The following is a 21,062-nucleotide window of genomic DNA, read 5'->3' as shown; positions in this document are numbered from 1 at the left end:
CAGATTATTCCGTAGAACAATCTGCCTGATTTTTAAAGGTTAGTATCCTGGATTCTGATATGCTTTTTTATCAGCATCCGACATTTGCATTTTGTCAATCTGATCCTGAGGAATCGGGCGCAGATATAAAGCTGGTGTAATGGTTCTGGTTACCGTTACTGGTGTATGATCACCATAATTGGTACCTGCAATGCTAAAAGTAGTTGACAATTCAGCCCATTTCTGAGTTCTGATTAAATCAAATCTTCTGTACCCCTCACCATAATATTCACGTGAACGTTCTGCAAGTATGTAGTTAATATCAATGGTCGCTGGCGTCGCAGCAGTCATCGCTGCACTGTTATCTGCAACTTTGGCTACATTTCCATTATTATCCCAACGCCATTTTCCGGCGCGTGCACGGATTACATTAATCAATTCACGTGCACTTTTGCCCGCTTTTGCAGTAGCACCTTTTACAGCAGCCTCTGCAGCAACAAAATACAGTTCAGAGAATTTAGCAATTGGATAAGGACGTGTACTACCGGCATTTGGCTGTCCAAGCCCAGTTCCGTTATCGGTACGGTAAGGGCCAAGTTTCCAAAGCCCAGGATAAACAATTCTACTGATGCCACCAGGTGCAATCACATAATCAGATCTTCCTGGCAAAGTACCTGCACCAACGTTGCTGGCTCCGGCACCAGTTGGGTAAGCAATTGCACTATTGTCTGTATCTAAAAAGCTTAACACGGCATTGCCCGGAACAATTGATATGCCGTTGGCATTGGTTAATGAAGCAGGTGCAGATTCTGGCGGATTATAACCTTTTGGCCAGTTACCACGATAAACAGTGGTAAAAGTTCCGTCGTAACGAGAATCAAGTGTTTTATCGGCAAAGGTATTTTTAAGCACTTCAATGGTTGGGGCCATACGGTTCCATGGGCGACCAAGGTGTTGCTCTGCTTCCCGTTGAACTGAACTGATACCACCACTTCTAAGGTTGGTGTAATTCCAGGTCATCATCCAGCCAGAAAAGTTATCTGGTGCACCACCACTTCCATAAGTTAAGCTACCACCGTTAAACCGCTCACTGCTTTGCGTGTGATCAGCATAAAGCAACATTTCTTTATTGCGATCATTTGAACCTAAATTAACGTCATAATAAGTATCTACCAATCCATTAGATCCAGGGTTTTCGATACCAGTTGTAGCTATATCATAAGCCTGCTGAAAATACCAGGTTGCATCATGCCCGTCAGGATCAGTTCTGTTGGTTGTTGGGTAGGTTGGGATATTATTTGGGTTTTGTAACCACCATCCATAAGTTAAATATGCTTTAGATAAAAAGAGCCTTGCTGTAGTTTTGGTTACACCACCAATAACCCGTGGCGTAGCAGGCAAATCGGCAATGGCCTGTACCAGGTCTGGAAATACCGCCTTTGTATAAACTACTGGCACAGTGTTCCGAACCGAAGTTCTTACCGGGTTAATGTTAAATTTAAGATCACCTGCACCTAAATCAAGAGGTACACCTCCAAAGGTTTGTACGAGCATAAAATAATCGAACGCACGGAAAAATCTGGCCTCTGCAACCAATGCACTGGAGATGCCCGCAGCACTTGCATTTTCTATCACACCACTGGCGGTGTTGATATTTGGAAAAGCTTCGCTCCACAATACGCTGCTTGGATAACTTGTAGAAAGAATAGATCCTACGCCTGAACAATCCATATCCTTAAAGTTGCCATCAGCATCTTTACCCCAGGTGGCTTCATCCGTACCGGTAATTAATGAATTGTAGTAATAGGCCTGTCCGTAAATGTTACGCAAGTGACCATACATTGCGGTAAGTCCGCCATTTACACCAGTTACAGTTTTAAAATAATCAGGAGTAAAAATACTACGAGGTTCTTCCTCAAGAATTTTTTTACAGCCAGAGAACATGACCATCCCTAGCCAAACCCCTAAAGTTATATTGAAGTGTATACGTTTCATATTGGTAAATTAAAAAGTTAAGTTAAGGCCTGCAACATAATTACGCGTAGAAGGCGTATTGGTACCTACAGTTAAAAACCTTCTCTGGTATGTATTGGTTACCGCAGCATTTTCATCTCCGTATGAGTTAGTCTCCGGATCCATACCTGATTCTCTGTGATATGGAGAGAACATTACAAATGGATTTTGAACAGTTAAGTACATTCTAAGTCTCACTTTCGAATCCTTAATTAAGTCGCGGTTAAAATCATAACCCAAAGAAATGGTACGGATTTTTAAGAATGACGCATCGAAATAACCCAATGTACTGCCGTATTTTGGATTATCGCCACTGGCAATACCACCTGGTTTCGGATATTTTGCACCCGTATTATCTGGTGTCCAGTAATCTACTTTAACATTATTTCTTCTTCCTGATAATAAATTCAGGTAACCTGAAGAACCATACAAGGTACTGATCAGTATACCGCCATCTTTGAATAAACCAACCACATTCAGGTCAAAGCCTTTGTAGGCTACCCGGGTATTAAAACCTCCGGATAATTTTGGATCAACATTCATAATTTGTCTGTCAGCGGCACCAATAGCACGTGTAGGCTTCCCTGTGGCATCATAATCACCTGTATATTTAACCTTAATCATACCTACATTACCTCCTGGTTCCAAAACATTCAGGTTAGGATCTCCAGCCTGCCATAATCCTATTTTCTCGTAATCATAAATGGCATTGATGTTATAACCTACAAACCAGGCATTTCCTTCATCTCTGGTTTGTCCCGAAGCAAGTGAAACCAGTTTGTTACGGTTTGCAGAAAGGTTAAAACCTACATCCCATGACCAACCATCTTTATTATTGAAGATGTTACCGTTAACGCTTAGTTCCCAACCTTTATTCTGTGTTTGTCCGATGTTTGCCGTATAACTTCCCACACCTGAAGTTGGAGGCAAGGCAATACCCAATAAAATATCATTGGTGTTGGTTACATAATATTCAAATGTACCGTTGATTCTGTTTTTCAGTACAGAGAAATCTAAACCATAATTCCAGGTTTGTGAATATTCCCAGCCTAAATTAGGACTTGGAAGTTGTGAAACATAGTAGCCTATAGCATAGTTAGTATCGCCAAAATTATATGGCCTTGTACTTAATAAACCTAATGTTTGGTAAGGATTTACGGATTGGTTTGATGTTTGTCCGTAACCTACTCTGATCTTTAACCTGTCAATAGCGGTAATGCCTTTCATGAAAGGTTCATTCATCAGGTTCCAGCCTACTGAAACAGCAGGATAAGTATTCCATTTATGTCCTGGTGCCAAGCGTGATGAGGCATCAGATCTGAGGGTGGCACTGATTAAATAACGGTTATCATATGAATACATTACCCTTCCCATGTATGACATTAATCCGCTTAAGTAATAATTTCCATTGCCTATGGTTAATTCGCCATTGGCCTGACCAAGATTATAGAACTGGAAAGCATCTGAAGGAATATCACGTGCTGACATGGAAGAGGAATTAAATTTGTTCTGCTCAGCAGAATATAATGCCACTACATTAATATTGTGTTTTTCTGAAAAGGTACGGTCGTATGTTAATAAATTTTCAAGTGTCCAATGGTAAGTTTGTTGGTTGCCCACACCTGCTGTAGACACCGTGGTAGCGGTAGCACTTCCAACTCCTACGCCCGTATAATAACCATTATTACTCTGAATAAAATCAAGACCAAGGTTGGCTCTGTATTTTAATCCTTCCACCCATGGAATTTTAACCTCTCCATAAACGGAGTTGTACGTAGCAAAACCACGTGTTTCATTTAACCATTTATCACTCAAATCTTTAGTAGATTGATTGGTGTAAATCCAGGATTCATCTTGAGGCATTCTGATGGTTCTTTTTAAACTTCCATCCGCATTATAAGGGTTTGAAATTGGTGTATTACTCAGCACACCATAAACACCTACCTGGCTGCCCTCACTTAGGTTATAGTTATTGTTACTGGTGAAACCTATGCGGAAAAGCTTACCAATTTGCTGATCCAAGGAGGCTTTCATCGAATACCTGGTATATTGCTGTGTAGGAATTAAACTTTGATTCTTATAATAACCTCCACCAAAACTATAGCTACCTGTAGCAGACCCCCCTGATACACCTATATCATGACTGGTTACCACCGCTGATTTGTTATAGAATAAATCCTGCCAATCCGTATTGGTGTCGTTAGATTCATCTACCCCGTTAGTGGTAAATAAACCTGCCGCTTTACGGAGGGCAATAAATTCTTCCGAATTCATCATCGGATATTTTGCGAAAAGTGTTTGTAAACCCGTATATGAGTTATACGTTACCTGAGCAGGCGCACCCTGTTGGCCCCGGTTGGTGGTTAATAAGATTACACCATTTGCACCCCTCGATCCATAAATCGCGGTTGCTGATGCATCTTTAAGGATATCTATACTCTTAATATCATTTGGATTAATATCACCGATTGAACCTGGAAAAGGAATCCCATCCAATACCACCAACGGATCATTGCTGGCAGAAAGTGAACGCGCTCCACGAATGAGAATCTGCATGGTTGCACCAGGTTTGGTTGAAGTTTGTGAAATATTAACACCTGCTATACGTCCCTGAATGGCCTGGGCAATATTAGGTGCAGGAACTTCACGAACCTTTTCGCCAGATATATTGGCTACTGATCCGGTTACGGCTTCTTTACGTTGTGTACCATAACCCACTACCACCACCTGCTCCAGTTCTGCTGCACTTGGTAATAAAGTTACATTGATCTCTGTTTGGTTTCGTACCGGAATTTCCTTACTGGTAAAACCGATATAAGAGAACACCAATACCGAACTGGTAGAGGGTACTGAAATACTGAAGTTTCCGGTGTTGGATGCAGTTGTACTCGTGGATGTTCCCTTCACCAGAATACTTACTCCAGGTAAGGGTTTTCCCTGATCATCTAACACACGCCCCTTAATCTGGGTTTGCGCCTGTGCGGCCAGCGTGAAGATCATTAAAATTGCTGCAAGTGCAATTTTGGGGAGACTTATAGAAAATCTCCAATGAGGTCTTACAATAAATCGTAAAATTTCATTTCTCATAAAAACAGTTTATAATGGTTAAAAAAAACGAGTTTTAGCAGACGATCAGAAGTAAAAGGAAATTGATAGATCCTGTCAGTAAAGACATAAATCAACGCAAAACCTAATGACTGCTAAATGCTGTTAAGCCTGTATGAAGGTAAAGGTATTTAGATCAACCTTTCTACAATGATTCAATTGTACATTTTTATGGTAGAAATGTGCAAGAAAATTTCATTTTTTATCAAATACAGCCTTTCAGGCCATATTTTTAAAATAAACCAAAAAACAGAACATGAAAAATGCAATCGATTGTATTTTTAGTGTTTTATAAATTTTAATCAAAAAATCAACATTTGTATCCTATAAAACGAAATTATTTTAGGCTATTTAATCATACATTACCAACGATTCAAGATCATTTTTTTCCATGTTTATGGAAATGAGGGACAGGTTTGCTAACCTGTCCCTAAAAATCATTCTGGAAATTATCAGCACAATGACAATGATATTTGTATAGTGTTTACTTTCCTTTTAAAGCTTCTGCTACACCAGTATAAGCAGGCTTACGAATAAAACCTTCTGTCCAGAGGCCAATCGGTTCTCCGGCCCTCCAAAATGAACCGGAAGGACTATCTAAAGGGCTCCAGATGGTTATTCCATAGCGTTGAGCTGCCGGAATGATTTCAAAGTATTTTTCGATCACGTAACGGTACATATCTGCCTGGGCCAAGTATTCTGCACTGGTTACGGCTGCAGTTTTCTTGTTGGACACACCAAGATCAAGTTCAGAGACCTTAATGAGCTTACCTGTAGCCGCCAGCATTTTAAACATTTCAGTAATTTTTGCCTTATCAGTTTCGGTACCCATATGCATTTGTGTACCTATCCCATCTACCTTAGCGCCCTTGCTTTCTATATATTGAACGTAATCGATTAATCCTTTACACTTCACCAGGCTACTTTCCAATCCATAATCATTAATAAAGTGGATATCAGATGCATTACCGTACTGTCTGGCCAATTTAAAAGCTGTTACGGCATAATCTTTCCCCAAATAGTCAGCCCAATGAAATTCATCAGCAGCTATGGTCGTTTTGCCAACACCTGTTCTTAACTGGGTTGGATCCGGATAATCAGACATGGGCTCATTAACCACATCCCATGCCTTTACATAAGCTTTACTGGCACCCAGCATTCCAGACATCCACTTATCCAGCGCAGCTGTTAGAATGACCTTCTTCTCGTCTGCAGTTTTTTCGATGATCTTGTCGCCACCATTTGGGTTAACCCGGTTCAATGAAATCTTGTCCATATAAACTTTTCCGGCATATGCACCAAAGCTAAAAAGGAAGCGCGTCCGGTCTCCGGCTGTAATGGTTTTTTCCATCTGTACCAGTTTCCAGTCGGTGGTGAGGTTAAAAGATCCAAAATCATCTGCACCGTAACTTTTGGTTTCCTGTGCCGCTACAGACATAGAACCTGCAACGCTAGCCTTTACATAAAAGCTAAGCTTATAGGTTGACCCACTTTTTAATGGCGTGGTAAAATCATATGCCGTTTGTGCTTCCCATGAATTTACCTTTGTGGGGTTAGACATGGTAAGCGCATAACCAGAACCACCATATCCATCACCTTTGGCTGATACTTCTCTAACTGAGCCATTGCCCCAGCCAAACCAACCTGTAATGTTCCCTGATTCAAATTCAGGGTTAGCGATTAAGTTATCTTCCAGCGCCGGGCCGCTGGTTCCGCGAATAATTGTCGGCGCAATCAGTCCATTCAGGTAGGTGGCATTTTGGTTGGCATACCAGCAAAGCGTATGTCCGTAAACTTCCATCCCTGCAGCCTTAGCCGTTTCCAGTAGTTTTTTAACGTTATCCAGGTCCAGGCTCCCGTCATTTTTAACTACGGCACCATGTTTCATTTCATACCCGATCACAATCTGGTTAAAATTACTGTTTGCCAATCGGTACAATACGCCCTTACTGTTATAATCTGTAAGGGAAGTGGCTACCCCCAGTTTAAAATTTGGCGAATTTGACCAGTTAAAATAGGATTTGAGTTCTTTATAAGCATTAATTTGTTCCTGTGCCGCAATAGTAGCAGGCTTTTCAACCGAAAAATCCAATGCTTCATGCTTTTTACAGGAAGCCAATAAAACCGGAATACCGATGATAAAGGCCATTTTATAAATATTTTTCATTTTTTATTTTGGCTAAGCGTGTTACTTTTTTACCGGGTTGAAAGTCTCCATGGTTACACCACGGTTGCGCATCACAAGTGTATCTGTAGTGGTTACAGATATATTGGCGAGGTTAATGTTGTAGTTGAGATATAGGGCATCTCTATCGGTATTTCCCCAGCTGTTCTTCTCTCCTTTTTTCACAAATTTTCCACTTCCGCTTGCAGTAAAGCTGTTATCTGCAGCAGAAACGGTACAGTTTCCTGCATCATCAAATGTGAGGAGGAGTTTGCAGGTAATGTTGCGGTTATCCTTATCTTTAAATACGGCATCAAAAGTATTGGTCTTCAGCGAAGTCGTTACCACCTGATTTACCTGATCATTTTCTACAAATGGCATGTGCCTGGAAACGGTTTGATTCAGACTGGCATTTCCGTTTTTACCTAAAATGATATCCTTACCCCTACGCAGGTAAAAGCCATGCCAGGTATTAATATACTTAATGGCATAAAGGGTATAGTTTTTTGATTCCAGAATCTTATCTGCATTTTGTACGGAGGTCATCCGTAACGGAATCACATACGTGTTTTTCAGCGCCAGCGGATCAGCAAAGAAAGCATCGGTAAGCTGCACCTGAACGCCCCCTGCAATTTTGCCTTTAGCAATGGTAATCGAATTACCCTGCAGACTATAATAGTTTGCCGGCATTGCCATTACATCTCCAGAACCACCAAAGCTAAGTCCGCTGGCCAGTGAATTATCAATCGCCACACCTATGCTAACATCGTTCTTCACTTCATAAACACCGCCTGTGGTAGCCATAATTTCACACTTGTGGAGATTATCCATTGAAGTATCATATAAATCTTCACCAAGGGTAATGGTACGAACCGGACTCTGATAGGCAAAATATACGGACTGGCTACCATAATCCGGAAACTCCCATTCCTGGTTTTTACATGATCCCAGAAATGCGGAAATGGCCAGTAAAAATATCATTCTCTTTTTCATCTTTCTTCAGTTTTTAAACTTTATATGCATGATAGATGGCTACCATCCTGCATTTTGGATAAGGTTATTATATTTTAAAATTTCACTGTAAGGCACCGGGCCATAAACCATATGACTTTGGTAAGCCCTGTTTTCTACATTAATTATCGTAAAAGCTGTACCTGTAATGCTTACACCCTGGGCAACTTCATTCAGGTTGGCATTCCAGCGGCGAAGATCCCAGAACCTGAAACCTTCAAAACACAATTCCAGTCTCCGTTCATTTCTAATCAGTTCTCTCATTTTTCCCTTGTCTGATTTAATGGTTTCCAGGTAAGGATCGTTATTGGTGGTGCCCACACCTGCCCTTCTGCGGATGGCTTTGATCACATCATAAGCTGAATAGCTATGGGTGCCACCTGCTAAAGGCCCCCAAGCCTCATTTGCCGCTTCAGCATAAGCCAGGTAGATTTCGGTATACCGAATCCGTGGGTTATAATGCCTTTGGTTGGTGGTTGAAGAAGGATTTAGGTTAACATCCTGTCTTAAAAGCTTCCGCATGTAATAACCAGTTCGGGTAGAGGTTTCTACTTTATTCAAGGCATCATTGGTTGGGCCGTTTGCAGTGGTATTGATTGCAGTTCCAGCAGTTCCGGCGGTACCACCATTAACCAGGATATAAAGTTTTAATCTGGGATCACGATTATCATAAGGACTTGCCGCTGCAAAACCACTGTTCGCTTCCGTTATTGGATAACCATTTGCCATAGGAAAAGCATTAACCAGATTTTGAGTGGGATTTACCCTTCCACTTCCAAAAAGTGTTGGTGGAAAGTTATTTCTTTCCAGGTCGTTACTGCTACCTACATCACTTCGCCATAGGATTTCCGAAGGATTTACACCTGAAGCAAGTCCTTCAATACCTGAATCTTTATCATACCATTTAATGTCGTTAACGTTCAGATTCACCAGTCCGCCCTTAAGATCAATTACTGTAGCAGCATCATTTGCGGCCTTTTCCCATTTCGAAACTGCCGAAGGATTAAAAGCAGGGCTTGCGGCCAGTAAAGAAGCTTTTGCCCTGATGGCCTTTGCAATTCTTGCAGTAACACGACCTCTGAAATAATAACCAAAAACGCGGTTGTAATTATCTTTACCTACACCGGCATATTTAGCAGGCACCTGCGCTTCGCTGGCCACATCTTCAAAATCAGTTGGCAGCAATTGTTCGGCCAGGTCAAGGTCCTTGTAAATCTGCTCCATGCAGGCATCAAAGGTTGCCCTTGGCTGATTAAAATCTGCATCAAGCTTTTCAGGCTGAAGCACAATCGGGATACCTAAAAGCTGTCCGTTGCTTCCTTTTCCCGCATGTGCCTGCAACAGGTAATAATTAAACATGGCCCGGAGTGCATAGCCCTCTCCTTTCATCCGGTCATTAAACATTTTATTGATAGCCGGATCTACCGTCCATTTTACCTGATCAGTTATGGATAAGAATAAATTCAGGTATTGAATAGCAGCCCTGGCATTCGTCCATTGAGATAGCGGATTATTGATTGCTGTCCATTGCCCGGTGGCAATTTTCAGGTAAGCATTATTTTTATCATTGGTTACCGCATCATCAGTAGCGACATCATTAAATGACCAGCTATTGGTTGGAATGCGTGTATAGCCATTAAGCAGCAAACCTTGGGCATAGGTAGCATTGTTATAGGTACTTTCCAGATCAAGGTTATTCTCAATCTCCGGTTCCAACATATCCTTGCAGCCAGCAGAGAAGAGTAATGCGGCCATGCAAATAAGAAGTTGTAATTTTTTCATATCAATATAATTATCAATTGTTAAAACATTGCCTTTACACCGAGGTTGTAGAACCGCGTTTGAGGGGATGAACTGATGTTGAGTTCCAGAATTTCACGTTCAGGCGCTATGGTTAGGAGGTTCATTCCGCTTACATACATGCCCAACTCTCTTACAAATCCTTTCTGAAATAAGCTTGCCGGAAACTGGTAAGATAACTGCACTTTAGACAGATCGAAACGGCTGGTACTGTATAACCAGAAATCTGATGAACGGAAATTATTATCACTATTGGCCGTAGTTAGTCTTGGATATAATGCTGTAGACTGCGTTTGTGGTGTCCAACGGTCTCTCACTACAATGGAATATTTATCTTCTCCATCTACCCAGAAATAGCTGCTATTTCTCATGGCTTTGGCGCCATACCTGCCTGTACCCAATACAAAAAGCGTTAAGTTTTTCCATTTGGCCGTGAGGTTTACCCCAAAGGTAAGCGGTGCACCCAGCCATCCGCCTTTGCCCAGATATACTTCATCACGGGTATCAATAATGCCATCACCATTCTGATCTTTGTATTTCAAATCTCCAGGCTTTACTTCTCCAAAAGACTGTGCCGGAGAACTGGCGATATCTGCAGTACTGCTGAAGAAACCCAGATTTTCTAATCCCCAGATGGCATCAAGTGGTTTGCCTGCCCGGTTCAGGTAAGCAAACTCATAAGATTCTGCCCGTTTAGTAGCCTTTGTTTCGTAGTAGGTTCCGTTAAGACCTAAACTCCAGTCGATACCACCAATTTTCTTATTCATTTTAATGCCAAAATCTGCTCCCTGGCGTTGGTCATTATCGTAATTTGCAAAAGGAATATCAGAATACACCGGCCAGCCTGTGGTAAGATAGGATGGATAAAGGATACCCGGCTGTACCACATTACCTTTGGTTTGATCAAAGAACAGGGAAGCGGTAAAATTAATCAGGTTCTTATAAAGTGATCCTTCGATGCCAAGGTTGATTTCCCTTCTTTGTGGATACTTAAGGTCTGGATTATCCCCTCTTCTTTTATCGAAAGTATGTACCAAGCCACCATCGCGCCAGCTGTACCAGGCGGCATCGTTATAAGTATAGTAACCTTGATAAAGATTATAATTGTTGATATCGAGATCGGTATTCAAAATCCCGGCTGATGCAGTGATCTTTAAATTATCTACCACTGCCGAACCTTTTAAGAAAGCTTCTTCGCTCAGGCGCCAGCCCAGTGATAATGTTGGCGAAAATGCCCCACGATTTGCTAAGGGAAGTTTAGCCGAATATACATAGGCACTACTAAAATCTGCATAGTAACGGTGATCATAATTATAGCCTAACTGAAGGCCCAGGTTGGCATTATTGGTGGCGTGATAAACAGATGATTCACTGATGTTAAACCCATAACCCAATAAAGTACCGGTAACGTTATGTTTCTCTTTAAAGGTACGGTTATAATTAAACTGCCCTGAAAAAGAAATGGTTTGCCTGTAGGCACTTCCACTTACATTCTGTACACCAGACCGCGCATCGTTACCATATTTGGTAAGGCTTGAAATCTGATCAATGCCTGCATAATTATTCCAGGCGGCTTCATAAACAGAATAGGTATTGTTATAGGATTGATTAAAAGCGCTGGAATAATCTACAGCAAGCATGGTTTTGAAAGTAAGCCCCTGCATCAGTGAATTTAAATCGAAATTTATCCCGGTATTGAACTGAAACTGGCGGGAAACATTTTTGTTAAATCCCCCGGCATAAATGCCTGCGAAGGCGTTGCTTTGATCCAGCTGACTTCCGCCAAGCAAATAGCCTCCGTTAATGATATTGCTGCTGTTATTGGCTTGTGCTAAAGATGCTGCATCACCCGGCTCGATCATATTAATGGGAATAAGTGGTGCAAAACGATATGGGCGAACCGTTGCCGCACTTCCCCAGTAATCGGCATTTACGCCCTTGCCCGTGTAAAAACTGGCTGTCGCATCAACATTAAGCGAAATCATTTTATTCAGCTTCACATCAATATTTCCCCTTACATTAAAGCGGTTAGCACCATTGTTTTTTTCTGCCTCACCAAAGTTCAGCAATGAACCTACAGACCAATAGCCCAGGTTGGTATAATAGTGGGTTCTTGCGTTACCACCAGAAATCTCGGCTGTAAAATCATTGCGGCCATAGCTATTTTTCAGGTAATCTGATGAATAATAATCCACATTTGGGTAACGGTATGGATTACTGCCTGATGCGTAATTATAAATGGTTTGCTGGCTATACAACTCTGGTAAACCATCATTTCTGCGTGCTTCATTATAAAGCGTCATGTACTCTGCAGAACCCAGGTATTGCGGGTAGCTTTTAGGAACATTTAATCCAGTATTGGCACGCACGCTAACTTTCTGGGCAAAATCACCACCTCTTTTAGTGGTGATGTACAATACACCTTTGGCTGCACGGCTTCCATAAAGGGCAACGGCATTAACACCTTTAAGTACGGTAACCTGATCGATTTCTGTAGGCATAATGTTATTGGCATCTCTTGGGATACCATCTACCAAAACCAGGTATCCACTCATTCCCCATATGTTTCCGGTGAAGCCTGGCAACAGCGCATCAAGATTCTCTAAGCTAGAAGTAGAATAATTTTTCTCCATCAGTTGCGACAGGTTCAGTACGGATATACCACCCGGTAGGTCCCGCTGTGCTACCTTCCTGAAAGCTACCTGCACAGAATCTACACGGGGTTTTACAAAAACGGTGTCTTCTTGTTGGCGCTCCCCGCCTTTCGGAGCCAATGTTGTTCCTTTTTTGATCTGCCTGGCCGATTGTGCCCATCCCATTGCCGGGAGCAGGGATGCAATGAACAAGCATATCGCTGATATTATCTTTATCTGTTTCATTTAATTCAATTTAAAATAGTGAGCGCATTACCAGCCTGGATTTTGCTTAAAATCAGCATACATGTTTACATCGGCATTTTTTAAGGGCAGCCAATAGTGCTTTTGGCTAAACTTACGTTCAAGGATCACCACTTCTTTCAGGTTAACCACCCGGTTTGCAGTGGGATCTGTGGTACTGAAAGTTCCGCTCCTGTCAAATTCCAAAGAGGTTTTAAGGGTATAAGGCTTTTCAATAAGCAATAACCAGCGGCGAAGATCGTTAAAACGGTGACCTTCGAAAGATAGCTCTACCGCACGTTCCCGTCTCACTTCACCTAAAAATCCTTCAACAGAAGTGAGAAATTTAGGCGCAACAGCCGCAACCCCTGCCCTTGCCCGGATCACATTTATGGCATCAATAGCCGTTTTAGAAAATCCGGCGTCTTTTCCTGTTGGTGAATTATATCCCATCAGTGCAGCCTCTGCATACATCAGGTACACATCGGCCAGACGCATATACGGAATATAAATGTGCAGGCTGTTTCCGTAAGCATAACCATTATCATATTTATTGGCGGTAATGGGAATAAATTTGCGCAACACATATCCTGTACGGCTGCCAGTACTTACATCACGATAGCTCCCATTGGTATAAAGATTGGCATAGCGGTTCTTCTCTTCACTAGCACCCATGGCACCCTGAACAAACTTCACTCCATCGAACACGATATCATTGTAAAATCTCGGATCTCTTCCTTTCCATGGATATTCAGGGTTATAACCTGATTCACCATCAGCCTTGGTGGCATCAGGAATAGGTAGTCCGTTCGCCATACCATAATAATTTACATAATTGGCGGTTGGTGTAAATTTAAGGTCGCCCTCCGAAATAATTACCGGGGTGTATTGCTTGCTGGTTCCCCAGTTTGAAGCATTGGCACTGAAAAATGGGCCGCGGAAGATGGACTCTGTGCTACCTGGTAAATCCCAGTTCTGTCCGGTAGTATAAAAATTACGGTAATAATTTTTGAAATCTACCAGGGCATATTGTGTACTTCCACTTTCGGTAAGGGCTAAAAGCTCACCAAATGCAGCAGCGGCTTTTTTACAGAAATCGGCATTGTAGGTTTTACTTCCTGTTGATTCAAAATTCATCAACGGACTACCTGCCCAAAGGTAATTTTTACCCAGATAGCCCAGGGCCATGATTTTGTTGATCCGCAACTGGTTCTTGCCTAAAGTACGCTTACCTGCAGTGGTATTGTCCCAGTTAATAGGCAAAATATCTGCCGCAGCCCTAAAATCAGCAGCAGCCTTTTCTGCGCAAGCTTTATAGCTTAACCTGGGTAAGTTTAGTTTCGAATCTGTTGGTAAAACGATATCGATATAAGGAAGACCTCCGAAATACTCCATCAGCCTGTGGTGAAACCAGCCTCTAAAAAAGAGCAGCTGCCCTTTGATCAGGTTTCGTTCCTCATCAGTTGCATCAGTCATTTTATCCATGTTGGCGAGGCCTACATTAACCTTGCTGATGCCATACCAGGCTGCTTTCCACAAGTCTTTGTTGAAACGGTCGTTATTGGTACTGAAGTTAGAATGGTTCATCCAGCCTGAACCCCAGCCATCAAATTCAGACTGCCAGCCCCAGAAATTTCCATCGTCTATTTTATGAATAAAGTGAAAATTGCCAGCAGTGGAGGTGATTTCATCTTCTCCCCAGTTCCAGGAATTGGTCCAGTAATTGGTACTGAAGTTTACGATACAGTTGTAAAGTTCTTCAGTGTAACCCTGAAAATTAACAAAATTTTTGAAAGCCTCCTTTTCTGATATAACGGTTTCATCAGCTTTATCCAGGTATTTCTCACAAGAAGAAAGGGCTACTGTTGACCATATAATGGCGCAACATAATATGGTTCTTAGATATTGTTTCATAATCGTAGAATTAAAAGATAATGTTGGCGCCAATGTTAAACCTTTTCACTGTTGGATAGGCTCCCTGAGATGCCCACCCTGTTCCTGCAAAATTTGATTCACGGTCATCGGGCATTTTGGTCCACACATATAAATTATTGCCGTTAACATAGAGGCGAAGCGACTGCATCCCAATATGTTTAATAAAACTTCTGTCTTTTTGAAAGGTATAAGCAATCTCTGCATTTTTTAACCTGAGGTAAGAACCATCATAAAAATACCGGTTGCCGGAAGTATAGCCACTTGCTGTAGATAACCATCTTGGAAGCGGTACATCAGCACCAGGATTATCCTTCGTCCAGTAAGAACCCTCATCATATACCAGGTGATTCTGTCCGGCCAAACTGCTAAACACCACCTGGCGGGTAACGTTATTTACGCCATAGAGCTGAACAAACAAACTGAAACCCTTCCAATCTACACCAAACGTAGCGTTATAGGTATTTTGCGGACTGCTTGGGAAACCATAAGGAATATTATCTTTCGAATCAATGACTCCATCGCCATTGTAATCGATAATATAGTAATTGCCCGGTAGTTTTTGTCCGTCATTATTATCATGAATCGTACTTCCATATAATTCATCCCAGTTATTGTAGTTTCCTGCACTCACATAAGAATAATTCTGGCTGATTTGCTTGTTCGCCCTTTTCTGATATTCAGGCAATAACTCGGCATCATCAGCATCTATTACCTTATCTTTAGCATGAGTATAGTTTAGGTTTGACCAGATGCGCCAGTTTTGTCCTAATTTTTTACTAAAGGCCAGTTCAAGTTCATATCCTTTATTTTCTACAATACCCAGGTTGGCTACTGGTGCATTTACGCCGAAATATGATGGAATGGCCCTATTGCCACCAACAATAAGAATGTCCGTACGTCTCTCCCTGAAAACATCTACCTTTCCGGTAAACATGCCTTTAAGAAAACTGAAATCTGCACCAAAATTGGTTTTCTTCACTTTTTCCCAGTGTACATCAGGGTTACCAAGTGCAGAAATTTTATACCAGGTGTAAGGACTGAGTTCTGATCCTTCTCCGGTTACGCCAAGCTTCGCCTGATCGCCATAAGCCCATTGTGTAAGGTACAACCAGCGGCCGCTTACATTATCATCACCGATGGCACCATAGGAAGCCCTCAATTTTAACATGTCAATAAATTTGAGGCTTTTCATAAATTTCTCTTCACTGAGCATCCAGCCGATACCTCCTGATGAGAAGAAAGCAAAGCGGTTTTTAGCGCTAAACTTCTCTGATCCGTTATAGGCACCATTGTACTCAATCATATATTTATTGGCATAATTGTAGGTGGTACGGAAAACCCAGTCTTCCCTGTAATTGGGAATTTCACTTCCGGTGGCCAATTCATTACGGTTAAAAAGCCCCATTGCGGTAAAGTTGTGGTTGGTACCCAGCTTCAGGGCATAATTTAATTGCCCCTGATAAAATAATCTCCGCTGGGTAGACCAGTCCTGAACAACACCGCCATTGGTGGTCCAGTTAATTCCGTTCTGAAAATCGAAACGGTTGGTTCCGTCAAATGCCTGTTCGTAAGTGGTGAGGCCTGTTTTCGGATCGATCCATTTACTCTGCACGCCATTGTACAGATCACTTATTCCCCTGTTACCTTCTACAAAAGTATTGTCAAGAGCAATGGTTGCTTTAAAATTTAATCCCTTCACCAAAGATGCCAGATCCTGATCGAGGGTAAAATCGGTGGTAATTCTGCTCGTGGTGGTATAACCCACACCGCTGATGGCCAGGTTTCTGGCAGAGTTTAATCCACGCTGTACATTTGGTGCATAATAGCCCCAGGTACCATCCGAATATTGTGGCATAAATACGTCAGGTGCGGTTGAATAGGCTGAAATCCAGAAAGAATAATCACTATTGGAGTTACCCCACGGACTTTTCTTCACGCCGCGTGAACCAGAAAGGTTAACCTTAAACAAAGTTGATTTGCTGAGTTGAAAATCGAGGTTACTTCTTACATTTAATCTGCTGAAACCATAACCAGGCGTATATCCCCTGTCGTTTTCAAAAGTCCGGAATAAATCTCCTTCATAAAGATAATCTGCATTGGCGAAATATTTTACCTTGGATGTACCTCCTGATATGTTCAGGTTTAAATTGTGCGAAAGGGCATAATCTTTAAATAACACATCATCCCAATTTACATTTGGATACCGTTCTGATTCAGTTAAATTGGCTGGATAACGATATTTGTAAATGGTGGCCTGCGGAAGATAATCTGCCCAGCTCTCTGGCTTGAGTGACAGTTCATTTTCAATGGCCTGATTTTTTATGGTGAGTGCATCGTAAGAGTCATATTTACCCGGCAACCTTGATGGAGATTTCACCACATTGTTGATGGTTCCTCTGATGGAAGCCTGTCCTTCACGGCCACGTTTGGTGGTGATCAGGATCACGCCATTAGCACCCCTTACCCCAAATACAGCTGTTGCCGATGCATCTTTCAGGATGGATACGGTTTCTACCGATCCAATATCCACACTGCTCATCTGGCGTTCAATTCCATCTACTAATATTAGCGGACTGGTGTTGTTCCAGGTACTGCGACCACGGATTAAAATTTCAGGGTCTTCTTCACCGGGCATCCCGGTACTGGCCGTTGTTACCACACCAGGTACATTACCAGTTAATGCTGCACCAATGCTGGATACACCACCGGCACGTTCCAATACTTTACCGGTAGTTTGTGCAATGGCTGCAACTACACTGGCTTTTTTCTGTGTGCCATAGCCAATAACCACCACATCATTAAGCTGCGACTGATCATCTGTAAGTACAATCTTTAAATTGTCTTTACCGTTTAATGCAACCTCTTTGTTCAACATCCCCACATAACCGATTACCAGTATGGTTTTGTCGCCATTTGTGCCAATGGAAAAACGACCATCAACATCAGTTTGTGTACGGATATTGGTGCCTTTAATGGTTACTGTAGCACCAATTAAGGGATTCTGCTTATTGTCTACAACGGTTCCGGTTACTTTTGTTTGGGCAAATGTGATCTTGAACATCAACAGGAATAATAAAACAGTTAAACAGCAGCCCTTAAATATTTGCCTCTTTGGAACCAGGTTATTCCCTGCCCAATGCAATAGCGTAATTCTTTTCATTTTTGAAGATCATTTATGAAGAATGTTGGGTAAAATTGATGGCATCTGTTTCCACATGAAGTGTTGGAATTTTTCATTTCTTTTGAAATGTATTTAAAGGGATTGGTGCCTCCCATTTGGATTTTGGGTAATTCTCTTATCATCGTTTATTTGGTTAGGATATTATGAATGGAAAGGTTTAAAAAATGCTGATTCATCTATTCTGGATGATCAGGCCAACAAAAGTGATGACTCCCTACAGCAGATCATTTTGCAGATTTGTTATTTTATTGCTCATGAATGTTTAATTTGGTTAGTACTTTATTAACCTGACCTTAAGGCCAGATGTTGTTTAGTTCAGCTATTTTTGAAGGCTATAAAAGCAATATAGTCACGCCATCTTTGAAGATGAGGATACACAGTTTCCTAGCAGCTCAGTCTCACTGCTGCCAGAGTTAAGTAATTAATTTCATGATTATTTTTCCGGTTTTAAATGTTTAATAGCGATCAGTTATTGCGCTTAATAAGTTTTTAATGCTGGTGTTTGGCTATAGGCTTAAAATATAATTCAAGGCTATGAGGAGAAAATTTTCTACCCCTGGAATTAAATGGATCAAGGTTCCTGTTCATTCGTAGTTTGATTAGTTTTGCACCTGTTTAACAGGCGACATGGGTTATATTTGGTTGAGATAAATTTAGGATCGTGTCTTATTTATCAATAGCACAATTGTTTAAATTTATAGGATTCATGTTCAGAACTAGCATAGGCAGCTAAAAAACAGCCCCATAAGCATCCAGAAGCATTTTATCACAGAAAATTATTTTCACTTATTTTTCTTTACAAAGAATATTTCACAGACTTAGTGTATTTTAGTTAAAAAAATACAAAAGAACTATCTTAGAATTTACAATGGAAGTGTTTTAAAAGGAAAGCAAAACACCATAAAAGTAAAAATAGCCTGAATGACTAAAATGATGTATGATCTATTAGTCAGAAAACAGATAGAGCGATATGTGTAATTATTTTTCAGATCATCACATCATCATTACAAAAAGGCCCCTTCAGCCAAGGGAGCAATCTTAAAACGATATGGTGATTCGATAGCTAAACTTCATCGCCGAGCTTTATCAACAAAAAGCCCTGGTCAGTGTTTCCACAAACCAGGGCGCATGATTTAAAGTTCTTCTTTTAACGGCCGGTTATAATTTAACCTGGCTCGCCGAAGTTGAATAAAGTCCGATTAAGGCACCTGTGAATCCTTTTGCCACATTGGTTGAAAGAATATCACCCGAAACTGTACCACCGAGATTGGTAAATTTCTTATCTCCCAAAGCATAACTGAAAGTGTAATCATCTCCCTTTGCAGCTACCTTCAAATCGATAGGCCGGTTCACATCAATTTTCACTTTTGCCAATATGGTTGATACATTATCTTCTGTACGTTGCAATAAAAGATAATAGGCATCATCCTTTTTAGTTACACCGAAAACATAGTGATAACTTTCTTTTTGCAAACAAACAATTCCAGCCAGATCCTTTTCAGATCCTGGTTTATAATTCATGGTTACCGTAGCAGAAAAATTATTATGCTGCTGGCGTTGAAAAAGTGCAGAAATGGGTTCAACCGATTTAACATCTACCGCATAAGGTTTCACCAATAGCCCTTTAGTCGTTGCGGTAGCAAAACCTTCTCGTGGCCCTCTAAGTCCAATCCAACGGTAATCTAATTTCCCGGCTGTAAAACTATCTTTAAAAGTAAAGTTACCATTTGGGAAGAATCCTTGCTTTCCGGTATTATTTTTAACGCCTGCAGGCATTTTCAATTTTGCTTTCAGAGGTTCTAACCCTCCTTCGAAAATTGGAAATTCACCGCTCCAGTCTACAGGTAACATATATGTTTCGCGACCAGTGTTCACCCGATCTTTTTCATTAGGCCTGATACCTAAAAACACCCCGTAATACTGACCGCCCGGTCCTTCTACCAGATCCGCATGACCAGCCCAGTCTACTTTATCCACCCGTTTTGCAGGTAGATGACGCTGACTTAAGATCGGATTTTTAGGTGCAGGAACATAAGGCCCTTTAGCGTTATCGCTGATAAAAACCACTTCGCTATGTGCTCCTCCGGTTCCACCTTCGGCACACATCAGGTAATATTTATTGTTCTTTTTATAGATGTGCGGGGCTTCAATCCAGATAGGATGTTTGCTTAAATCTACACCCCCATTCACAATAATTTTATCCGTACCTGGAATAATTTGGTCGTTCACCAAATCATATTCCCAGATTTTGATGGCACGGTGTCCGGTATAAAGCTCTTTTTCAGGTGCATCATTATGCACGACATAAGCTTTGCCGTTATCATCAAAGAATAGAGAAGGGTCAATTCCGTCGAATTTAAGTTTATAAGGTTCACTCCAACCTTTGGCCGGATCTTTAGTTTTCACTACCATATTGCCCATTCCACCCGCAATCTGGGTAGTGATCATATAGAAAGTATCGTTCAGTTTATTGTATAAAATAGACGGAGCATAAATACCGGCACTCATGCCAGAACGCTCCACTTTAAGTTGTGAAGTGCGGTCTAACACATGTCCCAATTGTTTCCAGTTTACCAGGTCTTTAGAATGAAAAATAGGAACTCCTGGAAAAAATGCGAAAGAAGATACGACCAGGTAATAATCATCTCCTTTTTTGGTGATGCTGGGATCAGGATAGCAGCCCTGAAGGATTGGAGAGTAAAACTCATCTGCCTTTAAAGGGTATTTTTTATAAATATCATCATCACCCTGGTAAATATAATTGCTGAATAAGGGGGTAGCCGTTGGTGCTGGTTTAACACCAGGATCATCCTGTGTAAAAGCTGTAATTAAGAAAAATAAGGAGCAAGTGAGAGAAATGGCAAGCAATAGCTTTTTAGAAAAGCCTTGCGCTCGAAAATTTCTCTTGTGTAAAAATAAGTTCTGAATGGGATTGTTCATAAATCGGTTATATATTGGTTATTGATGGTGATGAATGGATTCAAAATAGTACATTCAA

Annotated in this window: 9 protein-coding genes; all 9 read right to left on the bottom strand. The window is 41.3% G+C overall.

Annotation, left to right across the window (positions count from 1 at the left end; genetic code table 11):
- Positions 1–39: 39 nt before the first annotated feature.
- The 9 genes from AN34_RS14720 to AN34_RS14680 all read right to left on the bottom strand — a co-directional run bounded on the left by AN34_RS14720 (position 40) and on the right by AN34_RS14680 (position 21,004).
- Positions 40–1,974 (bottom strand): RagB/SusD family nutrient uptake outer membrane protein, encoded by a 1,935-nt coding sequence (locus tag AN34_RS14720; RefSeq protein ID WP_029286689.1) that lies wholly within the window; start codon positions 1,972–1,974, stop codon positions 40–42.
- A gap of 9 nt (positions 1,975–1,983) precedes the next feature.
- On the bottom strand, positions 1,984–5,079 hold the full coding sequence (locus AN34_RS14715; RefSeq protein WP_029286687.1) for a TonB-dependent receptor: 3,096 nt from the start codon (positions 5,077–5,079) through the stop codon (positions 1,984–1,986).
- A gap of 502 nt (positions 5,080–5,581) precedes the next feature.
- On the bottom strand, positions 5,582–7,264 hold the full coding sequence (locus AN34_RS14710; RefSeq protein ID WP_029286686.1) for an endo-1,4-beta-xylanase: 1,683 nt from the start codon (positions 7,262–7,264) through the stop codon (positions 5,582–5,584).
- A gap of 21 nt (positions 7,265–7,285) precedes the next feature.
- Positions 7,286–8,254 (bottom strand): DUF5627 domain-containing protein, encoded by a 969-nt coding sequence (locus tag AN34_RS14705; protein WP_029286685.1) that lies wholly within the window; start codon positions 8,252–8,254, stop codon positions 7,286–7,288.
- A 39-nt stretch (positions 8,255–8,293) separates the two neighbouring features.
- Entirely contained in the window at positions 8,294–10,054 is a 1,761-nt protein-coding gene (locus AN34_RS14700) for a RagB/SusD family nutrient uptake outer membrane protein (protein WP_029286683.1), read from the bottom strand.
- A gap of 20 nt (positions 10,055–10,074) precedes the next feature.
- A complete protein-coding gene (locus AN34_RS14695; protein WP_029286682.1) occupies positions 10,075–12,951 on the bottom strand; it encodes a SusC/RagA family TonB-linked outer membrane protein in 2,877 nt (958 codons plus the stop codon).
- A 27-nt stretch (positions 12,952–12,978) separates the two neighbouring features.
- Positions 12,979–14,862 carry a RagB/SusD family nutrient uptake outer membrane protein gene (locus AN34_RS14690; protein WP_029286681.1) on the bottom strand — a complete coding sequence of 628 codons (1,884 nt, stop codon included), beginning with the start codon at positions 14,860–14,862 and terminating at the stop codon, positions 12,979–12,981.
- A 10-nt stretch (positions 14,863–14,872) separates the two neighbouring features.
- The gene (locus AN34_RS14685) at positions 14,873–18,043 is read right to left on the bottom strand and encodes a TonB-dependent receptor (protein ID WP_051666601.1); all 3,171 of its coding nucleotides are present in this window, start codon (positions 18,041–18,043) and stop codon (positions 14,873–14,875) included.
- 1,179 nt (positions 18,044–19,222) lie between these two features.
- Positions 19,223–21,004, bottom strand: a complete 1,782-nt coding sequence (locus AN34_RS14680; protein WP_029286678.1) for a glycoside hydrolase family 43 protein — start codon at positions 21,002–21,004, stop codon at positions 19,223–19,225.
- Positions 21,005–21,062 lie beyond the last annotated feature (58 nt).

The organism is Pedobacter sp. R20-19 (assembly GCF_000708265.2).
Classification (GTDB): Bacteria; Bacteroidota; Bacteroidia; order Sphingobacteriales; family Sphingobacteriaceae; genus Pedobacter.
The sequence above is the reverse complement of the archived record's forward strand: the minus strand, read 5'-3'. Positions and strand labels throughout refer to the sequence as shown.